The organism is Pseudomonas coronafaciens pv. oryzae str. 1_6, assembly GCF_000156995.2.
Lineage (GTDB): Bacteria > Pseudomonadota > Gammaproteobacteria > Pseudomonadales > Pseudomonadaceae > Aquipseudomonas > Aquipseudomonas tremae.
On sequence record NZ_CP046035.1, the window covers coordinates 3,060,799 to 3,082,595 of the forward strand.

Annotated in this window: 18 protein-coding genes, 1 tRNA gene and 1 riboswitch; of the genes, 9 read left to right on the top strand and 10 right to left on the bottom strand. The window is 59.0% G+C overall.

Going from position 1 to position 21,797, the window contains the following annotated elements; all coding sequences use genetic code 11:
• Positions 1–4 precede the first annotated feature (4 nt).
• Positions 5–1,492 (bottom strand): SulP family inorganic anion transporter, encoded by a 1,488-nt coding sequence (locus tag POR16_RS13795; RefSeq protein WP_005893982.1) that lies wholly within the window; start codon positions 1,490–1,492, stop codon positions 5–7.
• Between the two features lie 424 nt (positions 1,493–1,916).
• Between POR16_RS13795 and mapR the strand changes: the two genes are divergently transcribed.
• On the top strand, positions 1,917–3,326 hold the full coding sequence (gene mapR, locus POR16_RS13800) for a GntR family transcriptional regulator MpaR (protein WP_005893981.1): 1,410 nt from the start codon (positions 1,917–1,919) through the stop codon (positions 3,324–3,326).
• A gap of 408 nt (positions 3,327–3,734) precedes the next feature.
• Here mapR and POR16_RS13805 read toward each other — a convergent pair.
• A tRNA-Asn gene (locus POR16_RS13805) sits at positions 3,735–3,810 on the bottom strand.
• Positions 3,811–4,050: 240 nt separating this feature from the next.
• Between POR16_RS13805 and POR16_RS13810 the strand changes: the two genes are divergently transcribed.
• Positions 4,051–4,965 carry a GGDEF domain-containing protein gene (locus POR16_RS13810; protein WP_005893980.1) on the top strand — a complete coding sequence of 305 codons (915 nt, stop codon included), beginning with the start codon at positions 4,051–4,053 and terminating at the stop codon, positions 4,963–4,965.
• Positions 4,966–4,972: 7 nt separating this feature from the next.
• Here POR16_RS13810 and POR16_RS13815 read toward each other — a convergent pair whose 3' ends face one another.
• The 3 genes from POR16_RS13815 to pmrG are packed head-to-tail and all read right to left on the bottom strand — an operon-like array spanning position 4,973 to position 7,234.
• Positions 4,973–5,647 carry a response regulator transcription factor gene (locus POR16_RS13815; RefSeq protein ID WP_005893979.1) on the bottom strand — a complete coding sequence of 225 codons (675 nt, stop codon included), beginning with the start codon at positions 5,645–5,647 and terminating at the stop codon, positions 4,973–4,975.
• A 19-nt stretch (positions 5,648–5,666) separates the two neighbouring features.
• On the bottom strand, positions 5,667–6,569 hold the full coding sequence (locus POR16_RS13820) for a phosphatase PAP2 family protein (RefSeq protein WP_051126736.1): 903 nt from the start codon (positions 6,567–6,569) through the stop codon (positions 5,667–5,669).
• The gene (gene pmrG / locus POR16_RS13825) at positions 6,536–7,234 is read right to left on the bottom strand and encodes a lipopolysaccharide core heptose(II)-phosphate phosphatase PmrG (protein WP_005893977.1); all 699 of its coding nucleotides are present in this window, start codon (positions 7,232–7,234) and stop codon (positions 6,536–6,538) included. The genes POR16_RS13820 and pmrG overlap by 34 nt, the downstream gene beginning before the upstream one ends.
• A 342-nt stretch (positions 7,235–7,576) precedes the next feature.
• Positions 7,577–7,776: riboswitch (cobalamin riboswitch) on the top strand.
• A gap of 137 nt (positions 7,777–7,913) precedes the next feature.
• Here pmrG and POR16_RS13830 point away from each other — a divergent pair.
• From POR16_RS13830 to POR16_RS13845, 4 genes are all read left to right on the top strand, one after another.
• Positions 7,914–8,927 (top strand): ABC transporter substrate-binding protein, encoded by a 1,014-nt coding sequence (locus tag POR16_RS13830; RefSeq protein WP_005893976.1) that lies wholly within the window; start codon positions 7,914–7,916, stop codon positions 8,925–8,927.
• Complete coding sequence (locus POR16_RS13835; protein WP_005893974.1) at positions 8,924–9,946, top strand: FecCD family ABC transporter permease; 1,023 nt, start codon at positions 8,924–8,926, stop codon at positions 9,944–9,946. The genes POR16_RS13830 and POR16_RS13835 overlap by 4 nt, the downstream gene beginning before the upstream one ends.
• Entirely contained in the window at positions 9,943–10,734 is a 792-nt protein-coding gene (locus tag POR16_RS13840) for an ABC transporter ATP-binding protein (protein ID WP_005893973.1), read from the top strand. The genes POR16_RS13835 and POR16_RS13840 overlap by 4 nt, the downstream gene beginning before the upstream one ends.
• A gap of 105 nt (positions 10,735–10,839) precedes the next feature.
• Entirely contained in the window at positions 10,840–12,846 is a 2,007-nt protein-coding gene (locus tag POR16_RS13845; protein ID WP_005893972.1) for a peptidase U32 family protein, read from the top strand.
• 42 nt (positions 12,847–12,888) lie between these two features.
• Here the strand turns inward: POR16_RS13845 and POR16_RS13850 are convergent, their stop codons facing one another.
• Positions 12,889–13,383 (bottom strand): GNAT family N-acetyltransferase, encoded by a 495-nt coding sequence (locus POR16_RS13850; RefSeq protein ID WP_005893971.1) that lies wholly within the window; start codon positions 13,381–13,383, stop codon positions 12,889–12,891.
• Between the two features lie 532 nt (positions 13,384–13,915).
• Here POR16_RS13850 and nirB point away from each other — a divergent pair.
• Positions 13,916–16,474 carry a nitrite reductase large subunit NirB gene (gene nirB / locus POR16_RS13855; RefSeq protein ID WP_024669419.1) on the top strand — a complete coding sequence of 853 codons (2,559 nt, stop codon included), beginning with the start codon at positions 13,916–13,918 and terminating at the stop codon, positions 16,472–16,474.
• Positions 16,474–16,860: a nitrite reductase small subunit NirD gene (gene nirD, locus POR16_RS13860; protein WP_005893968.1), complete on the top strand. Its 387-nt coding sequence runs from the start codon at positions 16,474–16,476 to the stop codon at positions 16,858–16,860. Before nirB ends, nirD begins: the two co-directional genes overlap by 1 nt.
• 57 nt (positions 16,861–16,917) lie before the next feature.
• Here the strand turns inward: nirD and POR16_RS13865 are convergent, their stop codons facing one another.
• Positions 16,918–17,916 (bottom strand): alpha/beta fold hydrolase, encoded by a 999-nt coding sequence (locus POR16_RS13865; protein ID WP_122381172.1) that lies wholly within the window; start codon positions 17,914–17,916, stop codon positions 16,918–16,920.
• Between the two features lie 242 nt (positions 17,917–18,158).
• On the opposite strand from POR16_RS13865, the gene POR16_RS13870 reads away from it, so the two are divergent.
• Complete coding sequence (locus tag POR16_RS13870; protein WP_005893965.1) at positions 18,159–19,088, top strand: LysR substrate-binding domain-containing protein; 930 nt, start codon at positions 18,159–18,161, stop codon at positions 19,086–19,088.
• Here the strand turns inward: POR16_RS13870 and pstB are convergent, their stop codons facing one another.
• The 3 genes from pstB to pstC are packed head-to-tail and all read right to left on the bottom strand — an operon-like array spanning position 19,089 to position 21,744.
• On the bottom strand, positions 19,089–19,868 hold the full coding sequence (pstB, locus tag POR16_RS13875) for a phosphate ABC transporter ATP-binding protein PstB (protein WP_024646511.1): 780 nt from the start codon (positions 19,866–19,868) through the stop codon (positions 19,089–19,091).
• Positions 19,868–20,752, bottom strand: coding sequence for a phosphate ABC transporter permease PstA (gene pstA, locus POR16_RS13880; protein WP_005893961.1), 885 nt, complete (start codon positions 20,750–20,752; stop codon positions 19,868–19,870). Before pstA ends, pstB begins: the two co-directional genes overlap by 1 nt.
• Entirely contained in the window at positions 20,749–21,744 is a 996-nt protein-coding gene (gene pstC, locus POR16_RS13885) for a phosphate ABC transporter permease subunit PstC (protein WP_005893960.1), read from the bottom strand. The genes pstA and pstC overlap by 4 nt, the downstream gene beginning before the upstream one ends.
• Positions 21,745–21,797 lie beyond the last annotated feature (53 nt).

Consider the following 21,797-nt stretch of genomic DNA (forward strand, 5'->3'; position numbering starts at 1 on the left):
CAGATCAATGCTCCATCAGCGAGTCAATTCCATCAGGCTTGTCGTGTACGCCAAACCTGTCCACCAGCGTGGTCGTGGCGCGGTTCATGCCGATCACCTCCACGCTGGCACCCGCCCTCCTCAGCTTCAGTACCACTTTGTCCAGCGCAGCAACTGCCGTAATGTCCCAGAAGTGCGCCTCGCGAAGATCGATGACCACCGCTTCCACGCTTTCCCGCAGGTCGAATGACGCCATGAAACGGTCAGCGGAGGCAAAGAACACCTGACCGGTCACATAATAAGTATGTTGGCTGTGGAGAGGATCGCGTTGCGAGCTGACGTCGAGGTAGTGGGCGATTTTGCTGGCAAAAAACATCGCAGCCAGCAGCGACCCGACCAGCACACCATAGGCCAGGTTGTGTGTGGCCACGACCACCACCACAGTGACAACCATCACGATGTTGGTCGAGAGAGGGTACTCCTTGAGGTTACGGATCGACCCCCAACTGAATGTGCTGATGGACACCATAATCATGACCGCCACCAGCGCCGCCATAGGAATGCGCGCCAGCCAGTCGCCCAGAAACAGCATCATGATCAACAGCAACAAGCCCGCACTGAGCGTTGAAAGACGCGTCTTGCCACCAGACTTCACGTTGATCATCGACTGACCGATCATGGCGCAGCCGGCCATGCCGCCGATCAGGCCACTGGCAATGTTGGCAATGCCCTGCCCCTTGCACTCCCGATTGCGATCACTGCCGGTGTCGGTCAGGTCGTCGACGATAGTCGCCGTCATCATCGACTCGAGCAGGCCAACAACGGCCAGCGCAGCGGAGTACGGCAGGATGATCAGCAGCGTCTCGATACCCGGCGTGACGTCCGGCCACATGAACATCGGCAGACTGTCAGGCATCGCGCCCATGTCCCCTACTGTTCTGACGTGAAGGCCCATGTAGATGGAGATCGCAGTGAGCACCAGAATGCACACCAGTGGCGGCGGCAGCAACTTGCCCAGTACCGGCACACGTGGAAACAGATAGATGATAGCCAGACCCGCTGCGGTCATTGCATAGACCGGCCAGGTGACGTTTGTCAGCTCCGGCAACTGAGCCATGAAGATCAGAATCGCCAGGGCGTTGACGAAACCGGTGACGACTGAGCGCGATACAAAGCGCATCAGTTCACCCAGCCGCAGATAGCCTGCCATGATCTGCAATACGCCACACAGCAACGTGGCGGCCAGCAGATACTGAAGACCATGCTCTTTCACCAGGTTCACCATCAGCAGGGCCATCGCACCTGTGGCCGCGGAGATCATGGCGGGACGGCCGCCCACGAACGCAATGATCGTGCAGATACAAAACGAGGCATACAGCCCGACTTTCGGGTCCACGCCGGTAATGATCGAGAACGCAATGGCTTCTGGAATCAGGGCCAAGGCGACAACCAGCCCGGCCAGAACATCGGCGCGGACGTTGGAAAACCACGCAGCTTTGATTTTTTCGAGCATAGAAATACCTGTGACAGACGCAGCAGGACGCACAGCAACGCGTGCCGGACGAGCAAGAGCATCAGTTTTCGATTGGGTTGTGATGAACGTGGCAGCGACCGCAAAACGGACACGGCAACAGACGACCGCAGCTAATGGCAGTCAGGGTGTGGCGAGGGGGCGAAGCGCTAAGGCGGCGTAGGCAGCCAGTTGGAACGAGACAAGGATAATTCCTTACAAGGGTAGAAGGACCTGCACATCATAGGCCTATCCGTTTGGAGGGTTCAAGCATGTTTTATCCGCACAAAGTGCCTGAATGACAGTTGCCCAGGCATTCCGAGATGAGCGTTCGAAGTCTCTGATATGCTTTTTTGAAAGTATCTTGCGACTGTTCTCTGAGCGCTGTCTGGCTCATCATGGCTGCACCACTCAGACAATGGCGCTTATGAAACGCTACGAAAAGTTCGCAGCCGATATCTCGGAAATGATTCGCAGCGGTGTGCTGCCGGCCGGTGAAAAAGTACCTTCTGTCCGGGTCGCAAGTCGTACCTGGTCGGTCAGCCCCGCTACCGTCTTCAAGGCGTATTACCTGCTTGAAGACAAAGGGCTGATACAGGCCCGCGCAAGGTCCGGGTATTACGTGCGAGAACATGCGTCCAACGCACTGACCGAACCTGAACTGGTCCGGCATGCCAGCGAGGGTACCGAACTTGGGGTCAGCGACCTGATCTTCTCGGTGCTCGGGTCGCTCAAGGACCCTGACACGGTGCCCTTTGGCTCGGCGTTTCCCAGCCCGCATCTGTATCCGCTACCCCGGCTGGCGAAATCGATGGCTTGCGCCGTGCGTGCCATGACGCCATCAGGCATTGTCGGCGACATGACCAGCGGAAATTCCGAACTGCGTCGACAGATCGCCCTGCGTTACATGATCAACGGCTCACGTCTGTCTGCCGACGAGCTGGTAATCACCAACGGCGCCATGGAGGCTTTGAATCTATGCCTGCAATGCGTCACCGAGCCCGGCGACCTGGTCGCCATCGAAGCCCCCGCCTTCTACGCCTGCCTTCAAGTACTCGAACGGCTCAAGCTCAAAGCCGTCGAGATCCCTGTTCATCCGCGTGACGGCGTGGACCTGGACTCGCTGCAGGACAGCCTCTCGCGCTTGCCGATCAAAGCCTGCTGGTTCATGAGCAGCTTCCAGAACCCGCTGGGTGCGAGCATGACTCAAGAGAAAAAGGTCAGGCTCTACGACCTGCTTGAACGGCAGCAGATACCCTTGATCGAAGATGACGTATACGCCGAGCTGTACTACGGCGCCAAGGCGCCCTACCCGGTCAAAAGCCTGGACCGCAGCGGCCTGGTAATGCACTGCAGCTCGTTCTCCAAGACCCTGGCGCCCGGTTACCGTATCGGTTGGGTCGCGGGCGGGCGGTATGCCGAGCAGATCGACCGCCTGAAACTGATGACTACTATTTCACCGTCTGTGCCCGCACAGGCCGCCATCGCCGATTATCTCAAGCACGGCGGCTACGACCGCCATCTGCGCAAACTGCGTGATGTTCTGGAGCTGCAACAGGGCGCAATGCTGGCCGCTGCCGCCCGCTATTTTCCAGCGGCGACACGCGTTACCCGCCCGATCGGCGGCTATTTCCTGTGGTTTGAATTTCCCGAGCAGGTGGATTCGCTGCAGCTGTTCCAGCTTGCGCTGGCGCAAGGCATCAGTCTGGCACCCGGCCCGATATTCTCGGCCTCGCAGCGTTTCAAGAACTGCGCGCGCCTGAACTACGGCACGCCTTGGGATGACCGCAGCGAACAGGCGATGGCGATGCTGGGGCGTATCATCGCGTCGTTCTGAGACCTTAGGACAGCGTGCTTCAAAGGAAACTGATCTGTATTTTTTAGCTGTTTCTGAATCTGTACCAGAAACTCACCACACACGATAATGGCAACGCATCCAAACGCGCTGCCGAACGCCAGTCATTGGCGTTTGCGGTATGCGATCCAGCACAGCAGCAGGAGAGACTAATGGGCAAGCTCGGACTTTCATTGATCGGTTTTTTGTTATTGGCAATCGGGGTGGGGTTGCTGGGCACTATTTCGCCGTATTGAAGAACGGCCGCAATGCGGATCAGACCTTATGGTCCTCTCCCCGCACGATAGGCCCCTAGCGATAGGCCCCTATAAGCGCAGAAAACAAAAAACCCGCCATAAAGGCGGGTTTTTTGGGTTCAGAGGCTATATAGATTACCTCTGTGCCTATGTATGGCTCCACGACCTGGACTCGAACCAGGGACCCAGTGATTAACAGTCACTTGCTCTACCAACTGAGCTATCGCGGAATGAGCGCTATGTTACTGATTCAGAAAAGGAAGTCAAGCAGGCCAGGAAAAAATCCTGTTCGTTCGTCTGGCCGCCATTTCTGACATGACAGAGGTGCAGGTAAAGCAACCGCCGGACGCACGCAGTCGCCCTGCCTGATTCGGTAATGAAAGGTATTTTCAGCCCACCCACCTTCACCCTAGTGTCATGTGCATCTGTTCTGCTGGCCGACAGTCAGCACATCAGGAGCCGCTTTTATCATGTTCAGGATCATCCAACCTCATCGCTGGAATCTCGCCGTGCTGATGATTGCCGCCAACCTAGGGCTGGCGGCTTTTCTGTCATCGGGCACTGTAAAGCCGGTGAGCGAATGGCAATGGCTCGACATCGTTGGCGAAGGTGGCTCTGCTTTGCTGTCGCTCATCTGGCTGTTTCTGGTGCTCAAGAGACGGCCAGCCGGTCGGGTGACCAACTACCTGTCGGTGGGGCTGAGCTGCGTGTTGTTTTCATGGTGGGTCGACGTGCTGGACGAGTTCATTCGTCTGCCTGCCAAAATCGAATGGGACCATTGGCTGGCGTCCGGCCCGATGCCGGTCGGCCTGATTCTATTGACCCTCGGCATCCACCATTGGCATCGAGAGCAACTGGCGACCCGCGCGCAGGTGGAAAAGCGCGATCGTGGCTTTGGTGACCATCGGCTTTACGACAAGCTGACTCCGCTGGGCAACGCCGACACTCTGCAGCGGCAATTGATCGTAAGCCTTGAGCAAAGCCTCTGCCAGCAGCAACCGCTGTCGCTGCTGGCACTGGATATCGACGGTTTCAGCGCTATCAACAAAACGTTTGGTCATGCAGAAGGAGATGAAGTGCTGTCGGCGCTCAGTCATTTGCTGGCGCTCAACCTGCGTCGTCATGACCTGCTATGCAGGCTTGCCGGCGACCGCTTTGTAGTGCTGTTGCCCGATACTGGCGAGAGTCAGGCAAAGCTGTTGGCGCTGGAGTTGCAGCACGCAGTCGCCAGCCTGGCGCACAAGACCCGGCAACAGGGTGAGCGTCTTCATCTGTCAGCCAGTGTGGCGGTGGTGATGGCGCTCAACGAAACACCAGACAACCTGCTACGTCGTCTCAACCTGTCACTGGCCCGCGCCCGGCGGCCGCTGACGCGCACTGCCTGAGCATGCGTCAACGCTGTACGCACAGCTTGTAGCCAAGCCCGTGAGCGGTATGCAAAAGCGGCGTGTCATGGCCGTTGTGCAGTGTGCGCCTGAGGATGTGAATGCTGCTGCGCAGGCTGCTGCTGTTCGGTGCGTCGCGCCCCCACAGTACCGCTTCAAGCTCGGAATGCTTCACGATATGCGGGCTTTTGCGCATCAACAACTCCAGCAGCTTCATGCTGGTCGGGTTCAGCTTCAATGACACCTCGTTACGGGTGACCTCCAGGGTGTCGAGGTCAAAGCGCAGGTCGGCCACCATCAGCACCCGGCTGTCCTTGCGCTGCCGTCGCCCCACTACTGCTTCTATCCGGGCCAGCACTTCGGCCATTGCAAAAGGCTTGGTGATGTAATCATCGGCCCCGACCTTGAAGCCGATCAGACGATCGTCCAGCTCATCGCGAGCGCTGAGCATGACGATCGCCACTTCCGACTTCGAGTACTGACGCAGGCTGCGACAGATCTGGTTGCCATCAATGCCCGGTAACATGATGTCCAGAACGATTGCATCAAAACGTTTCGAGGCGGCCAGGTGCAGCCCGCTCAGACCATCCAGCGCACCTTCGACCGCATGCCCTCGGAGTTCGAAAAACTCCAGCAGGTTATCGTGGATATCGCGGTGGTCTTCAATCACCAGAATGTTCATCGCAACGCCTTCCTGTTTTCTATCCAGCTGACCGGGTCAGGGTAGCCGATGACTTCAGGGGGCGAACGAGCGGCTGGTCATTACCATACGACAATGACCCCTTGCGGACAGGCCTCTGCAGCTTTGCCCGGCCGTAAAAGCACAAGGCAACCAGCAGGGAACTCAGCCACACAACGATACCTGCCCAGAAGGTGTGTGACATGTAGTGCCAGCCCTGAAGCACCCGCGTCGTGCCGTAGATCATGCCGAGCAACAGAATACCTGCCAGCAGCACGTTCGAATGCTGCCAGCAATAGCGCCGCGCCACGAAGTACAGGGCCAGCAGGCTGAATGCACTGGAAGCATGCCCGCCCGGCCAGCATCGCCCGGCACCTGCTTCATGCAGAAGATTGAAGTTCCTGAACCATTCGATATGTGCCTGAGTACCGCCGTACAGCGTCGTTTCGACCGGGCAATACACGCTGGTGTGGCTTTTCAGGTAATGGATCATCCCTGTGCTCACCGAAAACGCGACCGTTACAAAAAAGAAATCGAGACGATGCCTGCGGGCGAATTGCAGAGGGCGTTCAAGCCGGGCGCGTATGGCGAGCTGCGTCAGGCCCGAGTTCCTGCGTCGCTCCAGCAGGGGCCAGACGAACGACATGATCGCACCGATTATTGCCAGTTCGCCGGTCAGGTTGGGGATGATCCTGGCCCATTTGTGGGTGATGGTCTCAAATAGATGAATTTGCCCGATGGGAAATACACCAGCGGCCGAATCAAACAGCATGTCGCTCAATTGCCGGTCGATGTTGGTCAGGTCAAACGTCACGAAAACCAGTAACGCGAGAAACACGGGTACACCCAGATTAATGCCGTAAAAACGCAGTCTGGTGCTGGTTGTTGTCGTCAATTGAATTGCTCGCTGTTGAGGTTGGCCCATTGTTCGGCACTCAGAGACCCGAGCAGTTTTGGCTGATGGCGTTCATCCATCCGCACAAAAAATGCTTCGGCATAATCACTCGAGCGCTCACCGCCCGGTACACCGACCTTGCGCTCGAACTGGTCGATACAACCACTGTGGGTGACCAGCACCAGGTTTTCACCGCCGACCTTATGCGCCTGCACCGCTTTCATGAAGCCGCTGTCGCAGTCGTTGATCCAGTCCTGCGCGACGACCGCATGCCCTGCCAGCAGCTCTGCCGTCTGCTGGGTGCGCACTTTCGGGCTGGTGACCATGCGTGCGTGATCCATGCCCATCTTTTGCATGCCAGCGCCGACCGCCAGCGCTGCGTCGCGGCCTTTGGAGGTGATGCCGTCGGCGCTGGCCATGCACGGGTTCGTCGAGCGGTCACAGCGCTCGGCGTGCCGGATCATGACCACCACGTCACCGCGCAACCAGTGTTCGCGCAGCCCGGAGGTTTTCAGATTGTTACCGGCGCCGAGGTCCACCACATGCACGCCCGAGAACGCCATGTAGCACCACGCACAAATCGCTGCCAGGACAACGACCACAGACAACAAAGCGACGTGCTGATGCATTTTGAAGCGCTGGCGGATGCCTGTACCGGAAAGCAGATTCTTGTTGTTGATTACCGTGTCAGCCAAGTGACCACTCCTACACTGAGCCCATATGCAGCGGTGACCCGAGAAGCCCCCGAAGTCATGACCGCTCCCATGAAAGCAACATAGGTTCAGCATGGTGCCGAAGCAGTGAAGAAGATGTGAAAAGCGTGTTGGGAGCAAACACGCTGTTTTATCGTGCACGCCTCTAAAATCAAGGCTTAGAGGCTTTTGGCGAATCAAACATGAAGATAATTTAAGCGTTTTTACGAACGTCGAGCGTGGCGAAGCCGGTTCGATGGCACAACCGTGCCTGCGTTTGCCGGTCAGGGCGCGTCCGAGCGAACGACCGCACGCGCAAAGCATTAGCCACTAAAACCCTTATCGTTTACCATGCCGGCCGTCGGTTTCCGAGAGGAACTAACAGGGAATTCGCACGCCTTGTGTCAACAAGGTCGAAACGAAACTGCCCCCGCAACTGTAGGCATCGAGCCTGCTCCATGACTGCCACTGGACTCGGGTCCGGGAAGGCCGGAGCGAGGTGATGACATGCCAGTCAGGAGACCTGCCGACCCGATTCAACCAACTAACCGGCGGGGTGTCCGGGAAGGACATCCGCACGCGTCGGCAGTTTCTGCCGTGCCCGGTCTTTTTTGACACGCCGGGGATGTGTTTTCCTATGTGCATTGCGCCTTGGCACCTGTCCCAATGGAGACTGCACTTCATGTCGTTGCCCCGCCTCGCCGCACTCGCTGCCTGCATGACGCTGTCCACGCTGACCTTTGCCGCGCCCACGCAATATCCCTTGACCCTTGAAAACTGCGGCTCGTCCCTGACCTTCGCCCACGCACCCGGCAAAGCCGTGACCATTGGCCAGGCTGGCACCGAAATGCTTTATGAGCTGGGCCTGGGCGACAAGCTGGTCGGCACTTCGCTGTGGTTCAACAATGTGCTGCCGCGCTTCAAGGCGCAGAACGACAAGGTAGAACGTCTGGCCGATAACGAACCGGGCTTTGAAGCGGTGATCGGCAAGCGTCCTGAACTGGTGGTCGTGCAACTGGAATGGATGGTCGGCAAACAGGGCGCGGTCGGTACCCGCGAGCAGTTTCATGACCTGAAGATCCCGACCTATATCCTGCCGTCCGATTGCGAGGGCAAAGACAATCTGGTCGGCGCCGATGGCACGCGCCTTGAGCCGTTCCGCATCGAGACCATTTACAAAAGCATCGAACAGCTGGCGCAGATTTTCGATGTGCAGGATCGCGGCGCTACGCTGGTCGCCGACCTCAAGGCGCGCCTGAGCGCGGCGATTGCCAACGTCAGACAGAACAAGGCCAACGATGTGTCAGCGCTGTTCTGGTTTTCCAGCTCGGACATCGCCAGCGATCCTTTCGTGGCGGGCCGCAAAGGCATTCCGGACTTCATGCTCAACAGTCTGGGCATGCGCAACATCGTCCAGTCCGATGAAGAATGGCCAACCGTAGGCTGGGAAACCATTGCCAAGGCCAACCCGAGTATTCTGGTGATCGCGCGCATGGATCGTCGCCGCTTTCCAGCCGACGACTACCAGAAGAAGATCGAATTTCTGAAGACCGACCCGGTAACGCGCAACATGGATGCGGTCAAGCATGACCGGATCGTTATCATCGACGCCGAGGGCATGCAGGCCGGCCTGCGCCTGTTCACCGGTTTCGAAGAGTTGGCCGACGCCGCCAATCGCTTCAACGCCGCACGATGAGACTGCCTGTAGCGCTTGGCCATCTGGTCTGGGTTGCCGCCGTGCTGGTGCTGGCGATCATGGTTGGCGCGGCGATAGGTGAAACCTCGATCAGCCTGAAGGTGGTTTTTCAGGTACTGGCCAACAAACTCTGGGCAGCCGGCTATGTGCTCGACCCTATCGATGAAGGCATCGTCTGGAATTACCGGCTGACCCGCGCCATTGTGGCGGCAGCCTGTGGGGCCGGCCTGGCGATCTGCGGCGTGGTATTGCAATCGTTGCTGCGCAACCCGCTGGCCGACCCGTATTTGCTGGGTATTTCTGCCGGGGCCTCGACCGGCGCGGTACTGGTGGCCATTCTGGGCTTCGGGGCAGGCGCAATTTCCATGTCGGCCGGTGCATTCGCTGGCGCCGTGGCAGCGTTTTCGCTGGTCGCCCTGCTGGCGCATTCATCCCGAGGCACCACTGCCTCCGTGCAGATCATTCTGGCGGGTATCGCCGGCTCACAGCTATTCAACGCGCTGACCTCGTTCATGATCACCAAATCCGCCAGTTCCGAGCAGGCTCGGGGCATCATGTTCTGGCTGCTGGGCAACCTCAGCGGCGTACGCTGGCATTCGGTCTGGCTGGCCGTGCCGACGGTGCTGGTGGGTCTGCTGGTGTGCCTCTGGTACAGACGCGCGCTGGACGCCTTCACCTTCGGCAGCGACTCGGCAGCGTCTCTCGGCATAGCGGTACGGCGCGTGCAGATCATCCTGATCGCCACAGCAGCACTGGTCACCGCGATCATGGTCTCGATTGTCGGCTCCATCGGTTTTGTAGGGCTGGTGATTCCGCACGCGGTGCGCATGCTGGTCGGCGTACGTCACGCACGGCTGGTGCCCCTGAGCGCCTTGAGCGGCGCGCTGTTTCTGATCGCCGCCGACATCCTTTCGCGCACTCTGATCAAGGGGCAGGCACTGCCGATCGGGGTGATAACTGCACTGATCGGCGCACCGGTCTTCGCACTGATTCTTGTCCGGGGCAACAGCACGCGATGAACGCCTTCCCACATCTGTCTGGCGCACCGGTACTTGGTTGCAAGGGCCTGAGCTACTCGGTACGGGGCACTGCACTGCTGAAGGATGTCGACCTGAACATCACGGCAGGCGAAACGCTGGCCGTGGTCGGCCCCAACGGTTCGGGCAAATCCACCCTGCTCAAGCTGCTGGCCGGTATTCAGAAGCCGGTCACTGGCAGGGTCACGCTGGGTGATCAGCCACTATCAGCCATGAGCCGCAGAGACGTGGCGCGTATGCTGGCCGTGGTCGAACAACAGGCTGAAACCAGCGACGCAGTGACCGTGCTGGACGCCGTCGAGCTGGGACGCACGCCCTGGCTGTCAGCGCTGGAACCCTGGAGCGCCGAGGACGATGCCATCGTTCACCAGGCCCTGCAGGACGTGGACATGCTGCACATGCAGAAACGTGCCTGGCATACCCTGTCCGGTGGCGAACGGCAACGCGTTCATATCGCCAGAGCGCTGGCTCAACGACCGCGAATCCTGCTGCTGGACGAACCGACCAACCACTTGGACATCCAGCATCAGCTGACTATTCTCGGCCTGGTCAGAGCCTTGCCGGTGACGACAGTGATTGCCCTGCACGACCTGAATCAGGCGCTGGATTGCGACCGGGTGGCGGTCATGGAAAAAGGCCGATTGGTGGCGCTGGGGGCGCCGGAGAAAGTCCTCACACCGGAACGTCTGCTCAGCACCTTCGGCGTCCTTGCGCACTGGCTGATCGACCCTTTCGACGGCACGAAAATCCTGCGATTGCGCTCAATCTGACGCTACGCCGGTGGTCAGCCCGTGACAGGCAGGAACCGGCAACAGGTGCGCCGCGCCGCCTGTGGCACTACAATGCGCGCTTTGCCGCTGCCGGATCCCGTTGCCATGTCGTTACCCAAGCACCACCTGGAATTGCTCAGCCCTGCACGGGACGTGACCATCGCCCGTGAAGCCATCCTGCATGGTGCCGACGCGGTGTACATCGGCGGGCCGAGCTTTGGTGCGCGACACAACGCCTGCAACGACGTCAGTGATATTGCCGAGCTGGTGAAATTCGCCCATCGCTATCACGCACGGATCTTCACCACGATCAACACCATCCTGCATGACGACGAGCTGGAGCCCGCCCGCAAGCTGATCCACCAGCTCTACGACGCAGGCGTCGATGCGCTGATCGTTCAGGACCTTGGGGTCATGGAACTGGATATCCCGCCCATCGAACTGCATGCCAGCACCCAGACCGATATTCGTACTCTCGGTCGGGCAAAGTTTCTCGATCAGGCCGGTTTCTCGCAACTGGTGCTGGCTCGCGAGCTGAACCTGCAGGAAATCCGTGAAATCGCCAGTGAAACCGACGCGACCATCGAGTTCTTCATTCATGGCGCGCTGTGCGTGGCGTTCTCCGGGCAGTGCAACATCTCCCACGCGCAAAACGGCCGCAGCGCGAACCGTGGCGACTGCTCGCAAGCCTGCCGCCTGCCCTACACGCTCAAGGATGATCAGGGCCGCGTCGTCGCATTCGAAAAACACCTGCTTTCGATGAAAGACAACAACCAGAGCGCCAACCTGAGCGATCTGGTCGATGCCGGCGTGCGCTCGTTCAAGATCGAAGGTCGTTATAAAGACGCAGCCTACGTCAAAAACATTACCGCCTATTACCGCCAGCGTCTGGACGAGATTCTCGAGGATCGCCCGGACCTGGCACGCGCATCAAGCGGGCATACCGCGCACTTCTTCGTGCCTGACCCGGAAAAGACTTTTCACCGTGGCAGCACCGATTATTTTGTCAGCGACCGCAAGATCGATATCGGCGCGTTCGATACGCCGACCTTCACCGGCCTGGCAGTGGGTACCGTCGAAAAACTTGGCAAGCGTGATCTGATCGCAGTCACCCATGAGCCGCTGTCCAACGGTGACGGCCTCAACGTGCAGATCAAACGTGAAGTGGTGGGCTTTCGGGCCAACATCGCCGAACTCAAAGGCGAATTCGAAGAAGACGGCCAGAAGCGCTGGCGCTATCGCGTAGAGCCGAACGAAATGCCGGCAGCCCTCTCCCGCGTGCGACCGAACCATCCGCTGAACCGCAACCTGGATCACAACTGGCAGCAGGCATTGCTAAAAACCTCAGCCGAGCGCCGCATCGGCATCCAGTGGCAGGTCATGCTGCGCGAGGAGCATCTGAGCCTGAATGCCATCAGCGAGGAAGGCGTGAACGTGACAGTTGGCCTGGACGGCCCGTTTGGTGCTGCCAACAAGCCCGAGCAGGCACTGGATCAACTGCGTGACCTGCTTACCCAGCTGGGCACCACGATCTACCACGCTCAGGGGGTCAAGCTCGACGCGCCACAGGCTTACTTCGTGCCCAACTCGCAGCTCAAGACCCTGCGCCGCGACGCCATCGAGGCGCTGACCGAAGCCCGGGTCAAGGCTCACCCGCGCGGTGGACGCAAGGCCGAGACCACACCGCCGCCGGTTTATCCAGATTCGCATCTGTCTTTCCTGGCCAACGTCTACAACCAGAAAGCCCGCGATTTCTATCATCGTCATGGCGTACAGCTGATTGACGCAGCATACGAGGCTCACGAAGAGACGGGAGAGGTGCCGGTGATGATCACCAAGCACTGCCTGCGCTTCTCGTTCAACCTCTGCCCCAAACAGGCAAAGGGCGTCACAGGCGTGCGCACCAAGGTCGCGCCGATGCAACTGGTGCACGGTGACGAAGTGCTGACCCTCAAGTTCGACTGCAAGCCCTGTGAAATGCACGTGATCGGCAAGATGAAAGGCCACATCCTTGATCTGCCATTGCCAGGCAGCGCGGCGGCAAAATCGGTGGTTGGCCACATCACGCCGGAAGACCTGCTCAAGACCGCACGCCAGCGTCACCCGCGCTGATCGGCAACCGGGGGGCCGTTGAATGCCTCCCCTTTTCGCCTTCTACAGCACACGCTCCATATGGGTCGTGTTCCACACCGGATCGCTTTCCACATCGGTCACGGCAAAGCCCTGCTTTTCCCAGAAACGGATGGCACCTGGCAGAAACGGGTGGGTGTGCAGATAAAGTACCTCTATCGCATCAGCATCGGCATGAGCCCAAAGCGCCTGACATAGCCGGCTGGCCAGGCCATCGCAGCGAAATTGGGGCGCGACGTACAGGCGTACGATCTCGACGGTCCTACGCCCTGTGTAGTCGAATTGCGGAAAACGATGGTCGTAAGGCAGATAGCCTACGGCGGCGATTATTCGCTCGTCACAGCGGGCAATCAGGAATTTTCCGTTTTCGCCACTCAGGTAAACCTGTTCGAAACCGGCTAGATCAGGAGGCACGGTCACGGTATCGAGCAATGGAAATATCTCGGCACGGGCCCGCATGACGAAGTCGACGGTGTGCGGTATGTCGGCGGGATGTACTTCGGTAATGATGATATTCATGGCAATTGGCTTGGCTGGGGGTCGCAGGTTAATACAAATTCTGAGCCAGGCAGAGTAAGTTAGCCGCCCCTCGTACCATTGCTCGCGCGTTGCACAAGCCTTTCCTTTACTCTGGCCAAAGGCGGTGGGAGCGAAGTTGTTCGCGAAGATGTACAGACTGAAATCTCGACCGCATTTGAGGCAGCACACAGGCCACTCGCACCAATGCAAGGCAAGAACTGATGTGCACAATCTGACACGTTGCTCTCCAGACGCCACCACACAGTGCCTGAGCAGCCGCAGCTGAAAACTGGCACAACCTCTGCATAATTCACTATAACCCTACCATGAATGTGGTCGGGCCTGCCCCGGTTGATCGCTGTAGATCGCCAGTCTCGCAGAGACCAGAGGGCTACTCAGGTGCATCCGGCAACGTGGCTCGATTGCACCCCGAACACCCATAAGAGAACAGGCAAAGGCGCCTGGAACCGAAAGGTTCCGGGCGCTTTTTTTTGCGTAAAAAAAACCTGATTGGCCTCGGCCGGGACTCGCTATGAACACAGTCTTCCCCCTCAACGATGTAAAAACCCTGATCGTCGTCGGTAACGGAATGGTCGGGCATCATTGCGTCGAGCAGTTGATTGCTGGCGGTGCCCTCGAGCGCTACCGCATTCATGTGTTCGGCGAAGAATCGCAGCGTGCCTACGACCGCGTGCATCTTTCCGAATATTTCACCGGCCGCGATGCCGAGTCGCTGGCCATGAGCGAGATGTCGGTCTACGAGCAGACGGGCCTGACCTTGCACTTGGGCGTGCCTGTGCTGGAGATTGATCGCGAACGCCACGAGATCATCACCGCAGAAGGCTGCTTCAGTTACAACAAACTGATCCTCGCCACCGGCTCCTACCCTTTCGTGCCACCGATTGAAGGCGCCAAGGGCGACTCGCGACTGGTTTATCGAACCCTCGAGGATCTGGACAACATTCGTTACGCCGCCACCAAAGCGCGGCGTGGTGTGGTGGTCGGAGGCGGTTTGCTGGGGCTGGAAGCGGCCAATGCGCTGAAGTCGCTGGGGCTTGAGGCTCATGTGGTGGAATTCGCCCCGCGCCTGATGCCAGTGCAGCTGGATGATCACGGCGGTGCCGCGTTGAAGGCGCGCATCGAAGCGTTGGGCGTCGGTGTGCATTTATCCCGTGCCACGCAGTCGATCAGCGACGGCAAGCAATATCGCTATCGCATGAACTTTGCCAATGATGAATTTCTTGAAACAGACTTGATCGTGTTCTCGGCAGGCATCCGTCCGCAAGACGCTCTGGCGCGACAGTGCGAGCTGGAGCTCGGCCCACGCGGTGGTGTCGCAATCGATGAGCATTGCCGCACCAGTGACGCCGACATTTATGCAATCGGCGAGTGTGCAGCCTGGAACGGCAGCGTGTTCGGCCTGGTGGCGCCCGGTTATCAGATGGCCCGCGGGGTGGCAGCGCAGTTGTGCGAAAAAGACACCGATGCGTTCTTCGGTGCCGATATGTCCACCAAGCTCAAACTGCTGGGCGTGGACGTTGGCTCCATCGGCGACGCGCATGGCGCGCTGGCTGGCGCGGTCAGCTATCGCTACATCGACGAAGCCACTGCCAGCTATCGCCGCCTGGTCGTGTCGGCTGACGGCAAACAAGTGCTCGGGGCCGTACTGGTCGGCGATAACAGCTACTACGACACCTTGCTGCAGTACGCCCAGAACGGCATCACCCTGCCCGCTGATCCGTCGAGCCTGATTTTGCCGCGTGGCGAGGGCGCGCCGACGCTGGGCGTCGATGCTCTGCCTGCCACGGCGACGGTCTGCTCGTGCCACAACGTCAGCAAGGGCTCGATCTGTTCAGCCATCGATAACGGCTGCACCGACCTCGCCGGGATCAAGGCCTGCACCAAGGCGGCGACCGGTTGCGGTGGCTGTACGGCATTGCTCAAGCAGGTTTTTGAACATGAGCTTGTGGCACGTGGTGTAGCGGTCGACAAAAGCCTGTGTGAACACTTTGCCTACACCCGCCAGGAGCTGTACTCGATGGTGCGCGTCGAAGGCATCGAAACTTTCGAAGAGCTGCTGACCCGCCACGGCAAAGGCGCCCACGGCTGCGACATCTGCAAGCCTGCAGTCGGATCGATCCTGGCGTCGTGCTGGAACCGTCCGATCACCGAGCCCTCGCTGGTGCCATTGCAGGACACTAACGACACGTTCATGGCCAACATGCAAAAAAACGGCACCTATTCTGTGGTGCCACGCATCCCGGGTGGTGAAATCACTCCGGACGGCCTGATCGCGATTGGCGCCGTGGCCAAAAAATATGACCTGTACACCAAGATCACCGGCGGCCAACGCATCGACCTGTTTGGCGCGCAACTGCACGAACTGCCGGACATCTGGAGCGAACTGATCGCGGCCGGTTTCGAAACCGGCCATGCCTATGGCAAATCGACTCGCACCGTAAAATCCTGCGTCGGCAGCACCTGGTGTCGCTACGGCGTGCAGGACAGCGTCGCCATGGCGTTGCGTATCGAAGACCGCTACAAGGGCCTGCGTTCGCCGCACAAACTCAAGTTTGCAGTCTCCGGCTGCACCCGCGAATGCGCCGAAGCGCAGAGCAAGGACGTCGGCGTGATTGCCACCGAGAACGGCTGGAACCTGTACCTGTGCGGCAATGGCGGCATGCGCCCACGTCACGCCGAGCTGTTTGCCACTGACCTGGATGACGAGACCCTGATTCGTTACATCGACCGTTTCCTGATGCTTTACATCCGCACCGCCGACAAACTGCAGCGGACCTCAGTGTGGCGAGAAACACTGGAAGGCGGCCTCGACTACCTCAAGGCGGTGATCCTTGACGACAGCCTGGGCCTGGCGGCCGAGTTGGAGTCACAGATGCAACTGGTGGTCGACCGCTACGAATGCGAATGGGCCAATGCCCTCAAAGACCCGGAAAAGCTCAAGCGTTTCCGCACCTTCGTCAATGACGGACGCAGCGATCCTGACGTGCATTTCGTCAAGGAACGTGCCCAGCGTCGCCCGGCAAAACCTGAAGAACTGGCCCTTATCCCGCTGTTCAAGGAGGTGGTGTGATGAACCTGAACGACGCAACATTCGCCGAAGAAAATACCCACGCCGCGCAGGCTGTGCATTGGAATGCGCTGTGTGAGCGTGAAGATCTGGTCGCCAATTCCGGTGTTGTGGCGTGGCTGGAAGGTAAGCAGATAGCACTGATCTACCTGCCTGAAGCGCCAGAGGGCGAACAACTCTTTGCCATCGACAACCGCGACCCCAAGTCCGGGGCAAATGTGATCGGACGCGGCCTGATCGGGCAGATAAGCGGTGAGCTGGTTATTGCGTCGCCGTTATACAAGCAGCATTTTCGGCTGCGCGACGGCAGCTGCATCGAATACCCTGACCAGCAGCTGGACGTCTGGCCGGTGCGTCTGAATGGCAAGCAGGTGGAGGTTGCGGTCTAGCGTGCAAGAATCCCCAGCGACAACCGTAATCCGGCTGTCGCTGGGCATACCAATGGTTCACTGAAGCTCGGACACCAGTGATGCGTTGAAGCCCGCCGGGTCTTCCATTTGCGGCGCGTGACCCATGCCCTTGAACTCGACGAGTTTAGCGCCGGGAATCATCTGCGCGACCTGCTTGCCCAGTACCTTGTATTGGCCAATTCTCGCTTTGACCTCCGGCGGCGCGATGTCACTGCCGATGGCCGTGGTGTCCGCGTCACCGATCATCAACACGGTTGGCACCTGCAACTTCGGAAATTCGTAAAACACCGGCTGGGTGAAAATCATGTCGTAGATAAGCGCCGAGTTCCAGGCGACTACCTTGTGGCCCGGGCCCTTGTTCAAACCAGCCAGCATATCGACCCACTTGTCATACTCGGGCTTCCAGCGGCCGTCGTAATAGGTCTTCTGTTCGTAGGCGCGAATCCCGTCTGCCGTAGTCTTCAATTCGCGTTCATACCACTGATCGACGCTGCGATAAGGCACGCCAAGGGCTTTCCAGTCTTCCAGGCCGATCGGGTTGACCATTACCAGTTTTTCAGTCTGCTTCGGATACATCAATGCGTATCGAGTGGCCAGCATACCGCCGGTGGAATGCCCGATCACCGAGACCTTGTCGACTCTCAGCTTCTCCAGCAATACATGGGTGTTCATCGACAGTTGCTGAAAGCTGTATTGATAATGCTCAGGCTTGGTTGATGCGCAGAAACCAATCTGATCGGGCGCGATGACCCGATACCCCGCCGCACTCAGGCTTTTGATGGTGTCTTCCCAAGTAGCCGCGCAGAAGTTCTTGCCGTGCAGCAGCACGGCAGTGCGGCCATTGGCCTTGCCTGTGGGTTGTACGTCCATATAGACCATTTGCAGGGGCTGGCCCTGTGACTGGAACTCGAACTTTTTCAGCGGATGAGGATAGGTAAAACCTTCCAGTTGCTGGCCGTAGCTGGGTGTATCGCCCAGCGCCGCGCCTGGCAGCGCCAACGACATCAATACACCGGCAATCTTTGCAGCCCGCATAAGGGCACCTCCCGTAGATGAAATCAAATGCTTGAACGCTGAACCACAGCAGCAGACCTGCAAGTAGACCCTGTTTCCCACAACAGATTCGCCCTTTTCCTACCCATAGAACCGTAAGCAGACGTTTCGGCACACAGACACCGTCGAGGCAAAACGCTGGACGCTCCCTGCTGCGCTTGCCTAGACTGAGCCGTCCGTTACGGGCCGTCGTGGCCAGCAGGGTCTGATGCCAAGGAATAGCAATGAATCGAAATGAACTGCGCAAGGCCGACATCAACCTGATGGTGGTCTTCGAGACCTTGATGCAGGAGCGTAACGTGACCCGCGCAGCGGAGAAGCTGTTTCTTGGCCAGCCCACGATCAGCGCCGCACTGAACCGGCTGCGCAGCCTGCTCAACGATCCGCTGTTCATCCGGGTCGGTCACCGAATGGAGCCCACCGCTCGTGCCCACGAGATCCTCAAGCACTTGACGCCCGCACTGGACGCCATGTCCACGGCACTGAGCCTGACCACCGACTTCGACCCGTCGGTCAGCAAGATGACCTTTCGTATCGGCCTGACCGACGATGTCGAGTTCGGCCTGCTGCCCGCCATGCTCAAGGCCATTCGCCATGAAGCCCCCGGGGTGGTGATCGTGGTCACGCACGTCGATTACCTGAATATCTCCGAAGTTCTGATGTCCGGCGACATCACCGTTGGCGTCTGCCTGACTCGCGAGTTGCCGGCCAATGCCAAGCGCAAGACGCTGCGTAACGTGCAGCCCCGGCTGGTGCGGGCCGACAAGCCGTCTGGCCCGATGAGCATGGACGAATACTGCTCCAGGCCGCACGTTGTGGTATCGCACGTGGCGAGTGTCAGCAGTTTTGCAGATGAGTGGCTGACTGCGCTGGGCCGTAAGCGCCAGGTGGTGCTGTCGGTGCCGCAATTCACAACCCTGCCCGCGCTGATGGCAGGCACGGACATGATCTCGGGCCTTTCCGACTATGCGGCAAAGGCCATGAGCGCCTTGGGTTTGCTGTATGACGAGCCGTTGCCCTTCCCCACGCCGGGGCTGGACCTGTCGATGACATGGCTGAGCGTGATGGACAGCGACCCTGCCGAGCGCTGGTTGCGCAGCAGGATCGAGGAGTTCATGGGCGAGCGCCGGGAAGCGCCCGCCCTGGCTGAGTGATCAGCCGAAACGACCGGTGATGTAGTCTTCGGTCTGGCTCTTGGAGGGCTTGGTGAAGATGGTATCGGTGTCGCCGTGCTCGATCAATTCGCCCATGAACATGAACGCGGTGTAATCCGAGCAACGTGCGGCCTGCTGCATGTTGTGGGTCACGATGATCACGGTGAACTGCTCTTTGAGCTCGGTAATCAACTGTTCGATACGACCGGTCGAGATCGGATCGAGCGCCGAGGTTGGCTCATCCAGCAACAGCACTTGAGGGCGCAGCGCTATCGTGCGGGCGATGCACAGACGCTGCTGTTGGCCACCGGACAGGCCGGTCGCGCTTTGCTTGAGCTTGTCCTTGACCTCATCCCACAGCGCCGCGCCGCGCAGCGCCTGCTCTACGCGGTCTTCCATTTCGCGGCGTGACAGCTTTTCGTGGTGTTTGATGGCGTAGGAAATGTTGTCGTAGATAGACATCGGGAACGGTACTGGTTTCTGAAATACCATGCCCACATGACTGCGCAGGCGGTTCATCGAATAGCCCGGCGCCAATATGTTCTCGCCATTGAGCAGCACTTCGCCGCGCGCTTCCTGCTTCGGGTACATCGCGTAGATGCGGTTGAACACGCGCAGCAGAGTCGATTTGCCGCAACCCGATGGGCCGATGATCGCAGTGATGCGCTTCTCGGGAATGGTCATGTCGATGGACTTCAACGACTTCTGGTTATTGTAAAAAAACTCCAGACCGCGCACTTGGATCTTGGTCTTTTCGTTGGCCAGGGAAAGGTTGTTCATCAGGACGCCCTATTGCGCAGAAGAATTAAGCGAGACAGCAGACTCAGTATCAGTACGAACAGCGTCATGACCAGTGCACCGGCCCACGCCAGGGAGTGCCAGTCTTCGAACGGGCTCATCGCGTACTGGAAAACCACCACCGGGACACTGGCGATTGGTTTGAGCAGGTCACTGCTCCAGAACTGGTTGCCGAAAGCGGTGAAAAGCAATGGAGCGGTTTCGCCGGTGATACGTGCCAGCGCCAGCAACACACCTGTGACCACGCCCGCCTTGGCGGCGCGCAAGACGATTTGCAGGGTCAGCTTCCATTGCGGCACACCCAGTGCCAGCGCAGCTTCGCGCATGGTCGAGGGCTGCAGTTGCATCATTTCGTCGGTGGTGCGCACCACAACCGGGATCACCAGCAGGGCCAGCGCCAAGGCACCCGCCAGCGCCGAAAAGCCGACCTGATGGCCTGTCACAGCGTTGAGTGGCAATACCACGACCGTGTAGACGAACAGACCGAGCACGATGGAGGGGGCCGACAGCAGAATGTCGTTGATAAAGCGCACGGTGTTGCCCAGCTTGGTGTAGCGGGCAAACTCGGCCAGCCAGATTCCGGCCATCAAGCCGATAGGCGTGCCGATCAGCAGACCGATACCGGACATCAGAACGCTGCCATAAAACGCGTTGGCCAAACCGCCGGCGGTGCCAGGCGGTGGCGTCATGCCGGTGAACAGTTGCAGGTTGAGTGCGTCGATACCCTTGATGATGGTGGTCAGCAGAATCCAGACCAGCCACAGCAGGCCAAACGCAGTGGCGCCACAGCTGAACACCATAGCGATCTTGTTTTTGAGATTGCGAGCCCGGTAAATGCGCTCGCTGCCCGTCATGTCCTTACTCATAACCCCTCCTTACGCGAAAGGCGCGACAGCATCAGACGTGCAAGGGCCAGCACGATGAAGGTGACGACAAACAACAGGAAGCCCAGTGCGATCAATGCCGAACGGTGCAAGTCGGTGTAGGCCTCGTTGAACTCGTTGGCGATTACCGAGGCAATGGAACTGCTCGGCATCATCAGCGATGCAGAGAACTGGTGAGCGTTACCCAGCACGAAGGTCACTGCCATCGTCTCGCCCAACGCGCGTCCCAGGCCCAGGAAGATGCCACCGACTACCGCAGAACGGGTGTAAGGCAGCACGATGTCCCAGACCACTTCCCAGGTAGTGCCGCCCAATGCATAAGCCGACTCTTTGAGCGCAACAGGTACAGTGCGGAAAACTTCCTGCATGACCGAGGTAATGAACGGCGTGATCATGATCGCCAGGACAATACCGGCAGTCAGCATGCCGATGCCCAGTGGCGGCCCCTGGAACATCGGACCAATCACCGGCAATGCGCCGAGGTTTTCGGTAATCCAGGGTGAAAGATGCTCAGCCATGAACGGGCCGAATACAAACAGCCCCCACATGCCGTAGATGATCGAAGGGATACCGGCCAGCAGTTCGATTGCAGAGGCAATCGGCATGCGCAGCCAAGGCGGAGCTACTTCGGTCAGAAAGATTGCGATGCCGAAGCTCACCGGAACGGCGATCAGCAAGGCCAGAAAAGAAGTCACCAGGGTGCCGTAGATAGGAACCAGTGCGCCGAACTTGCCGGCGTTCACATCCCATTCGGTGCTGGTCAGAAACTCGAACCCGAAGGTCTGGAATGCCAGACTGCCGCCCCAGAGGGTCGACAAGGCAATACAACCCAGCAAAGCAAGCACCAGCATCGCTGCGGCTTGCAATGAACGCTTGAACCACAGGTCATGACGATGATCCCGTTTGGCGCGCTTCTCGCCTTCGGACTCACCAGCGGAGACATTCGCGGACAGGTATTGGGTGTTTTCAGTCATGTTGAGGCCACTCGCAAGGAAAAGCCCCTGTCACCGAGCCGATATCGCGGCTG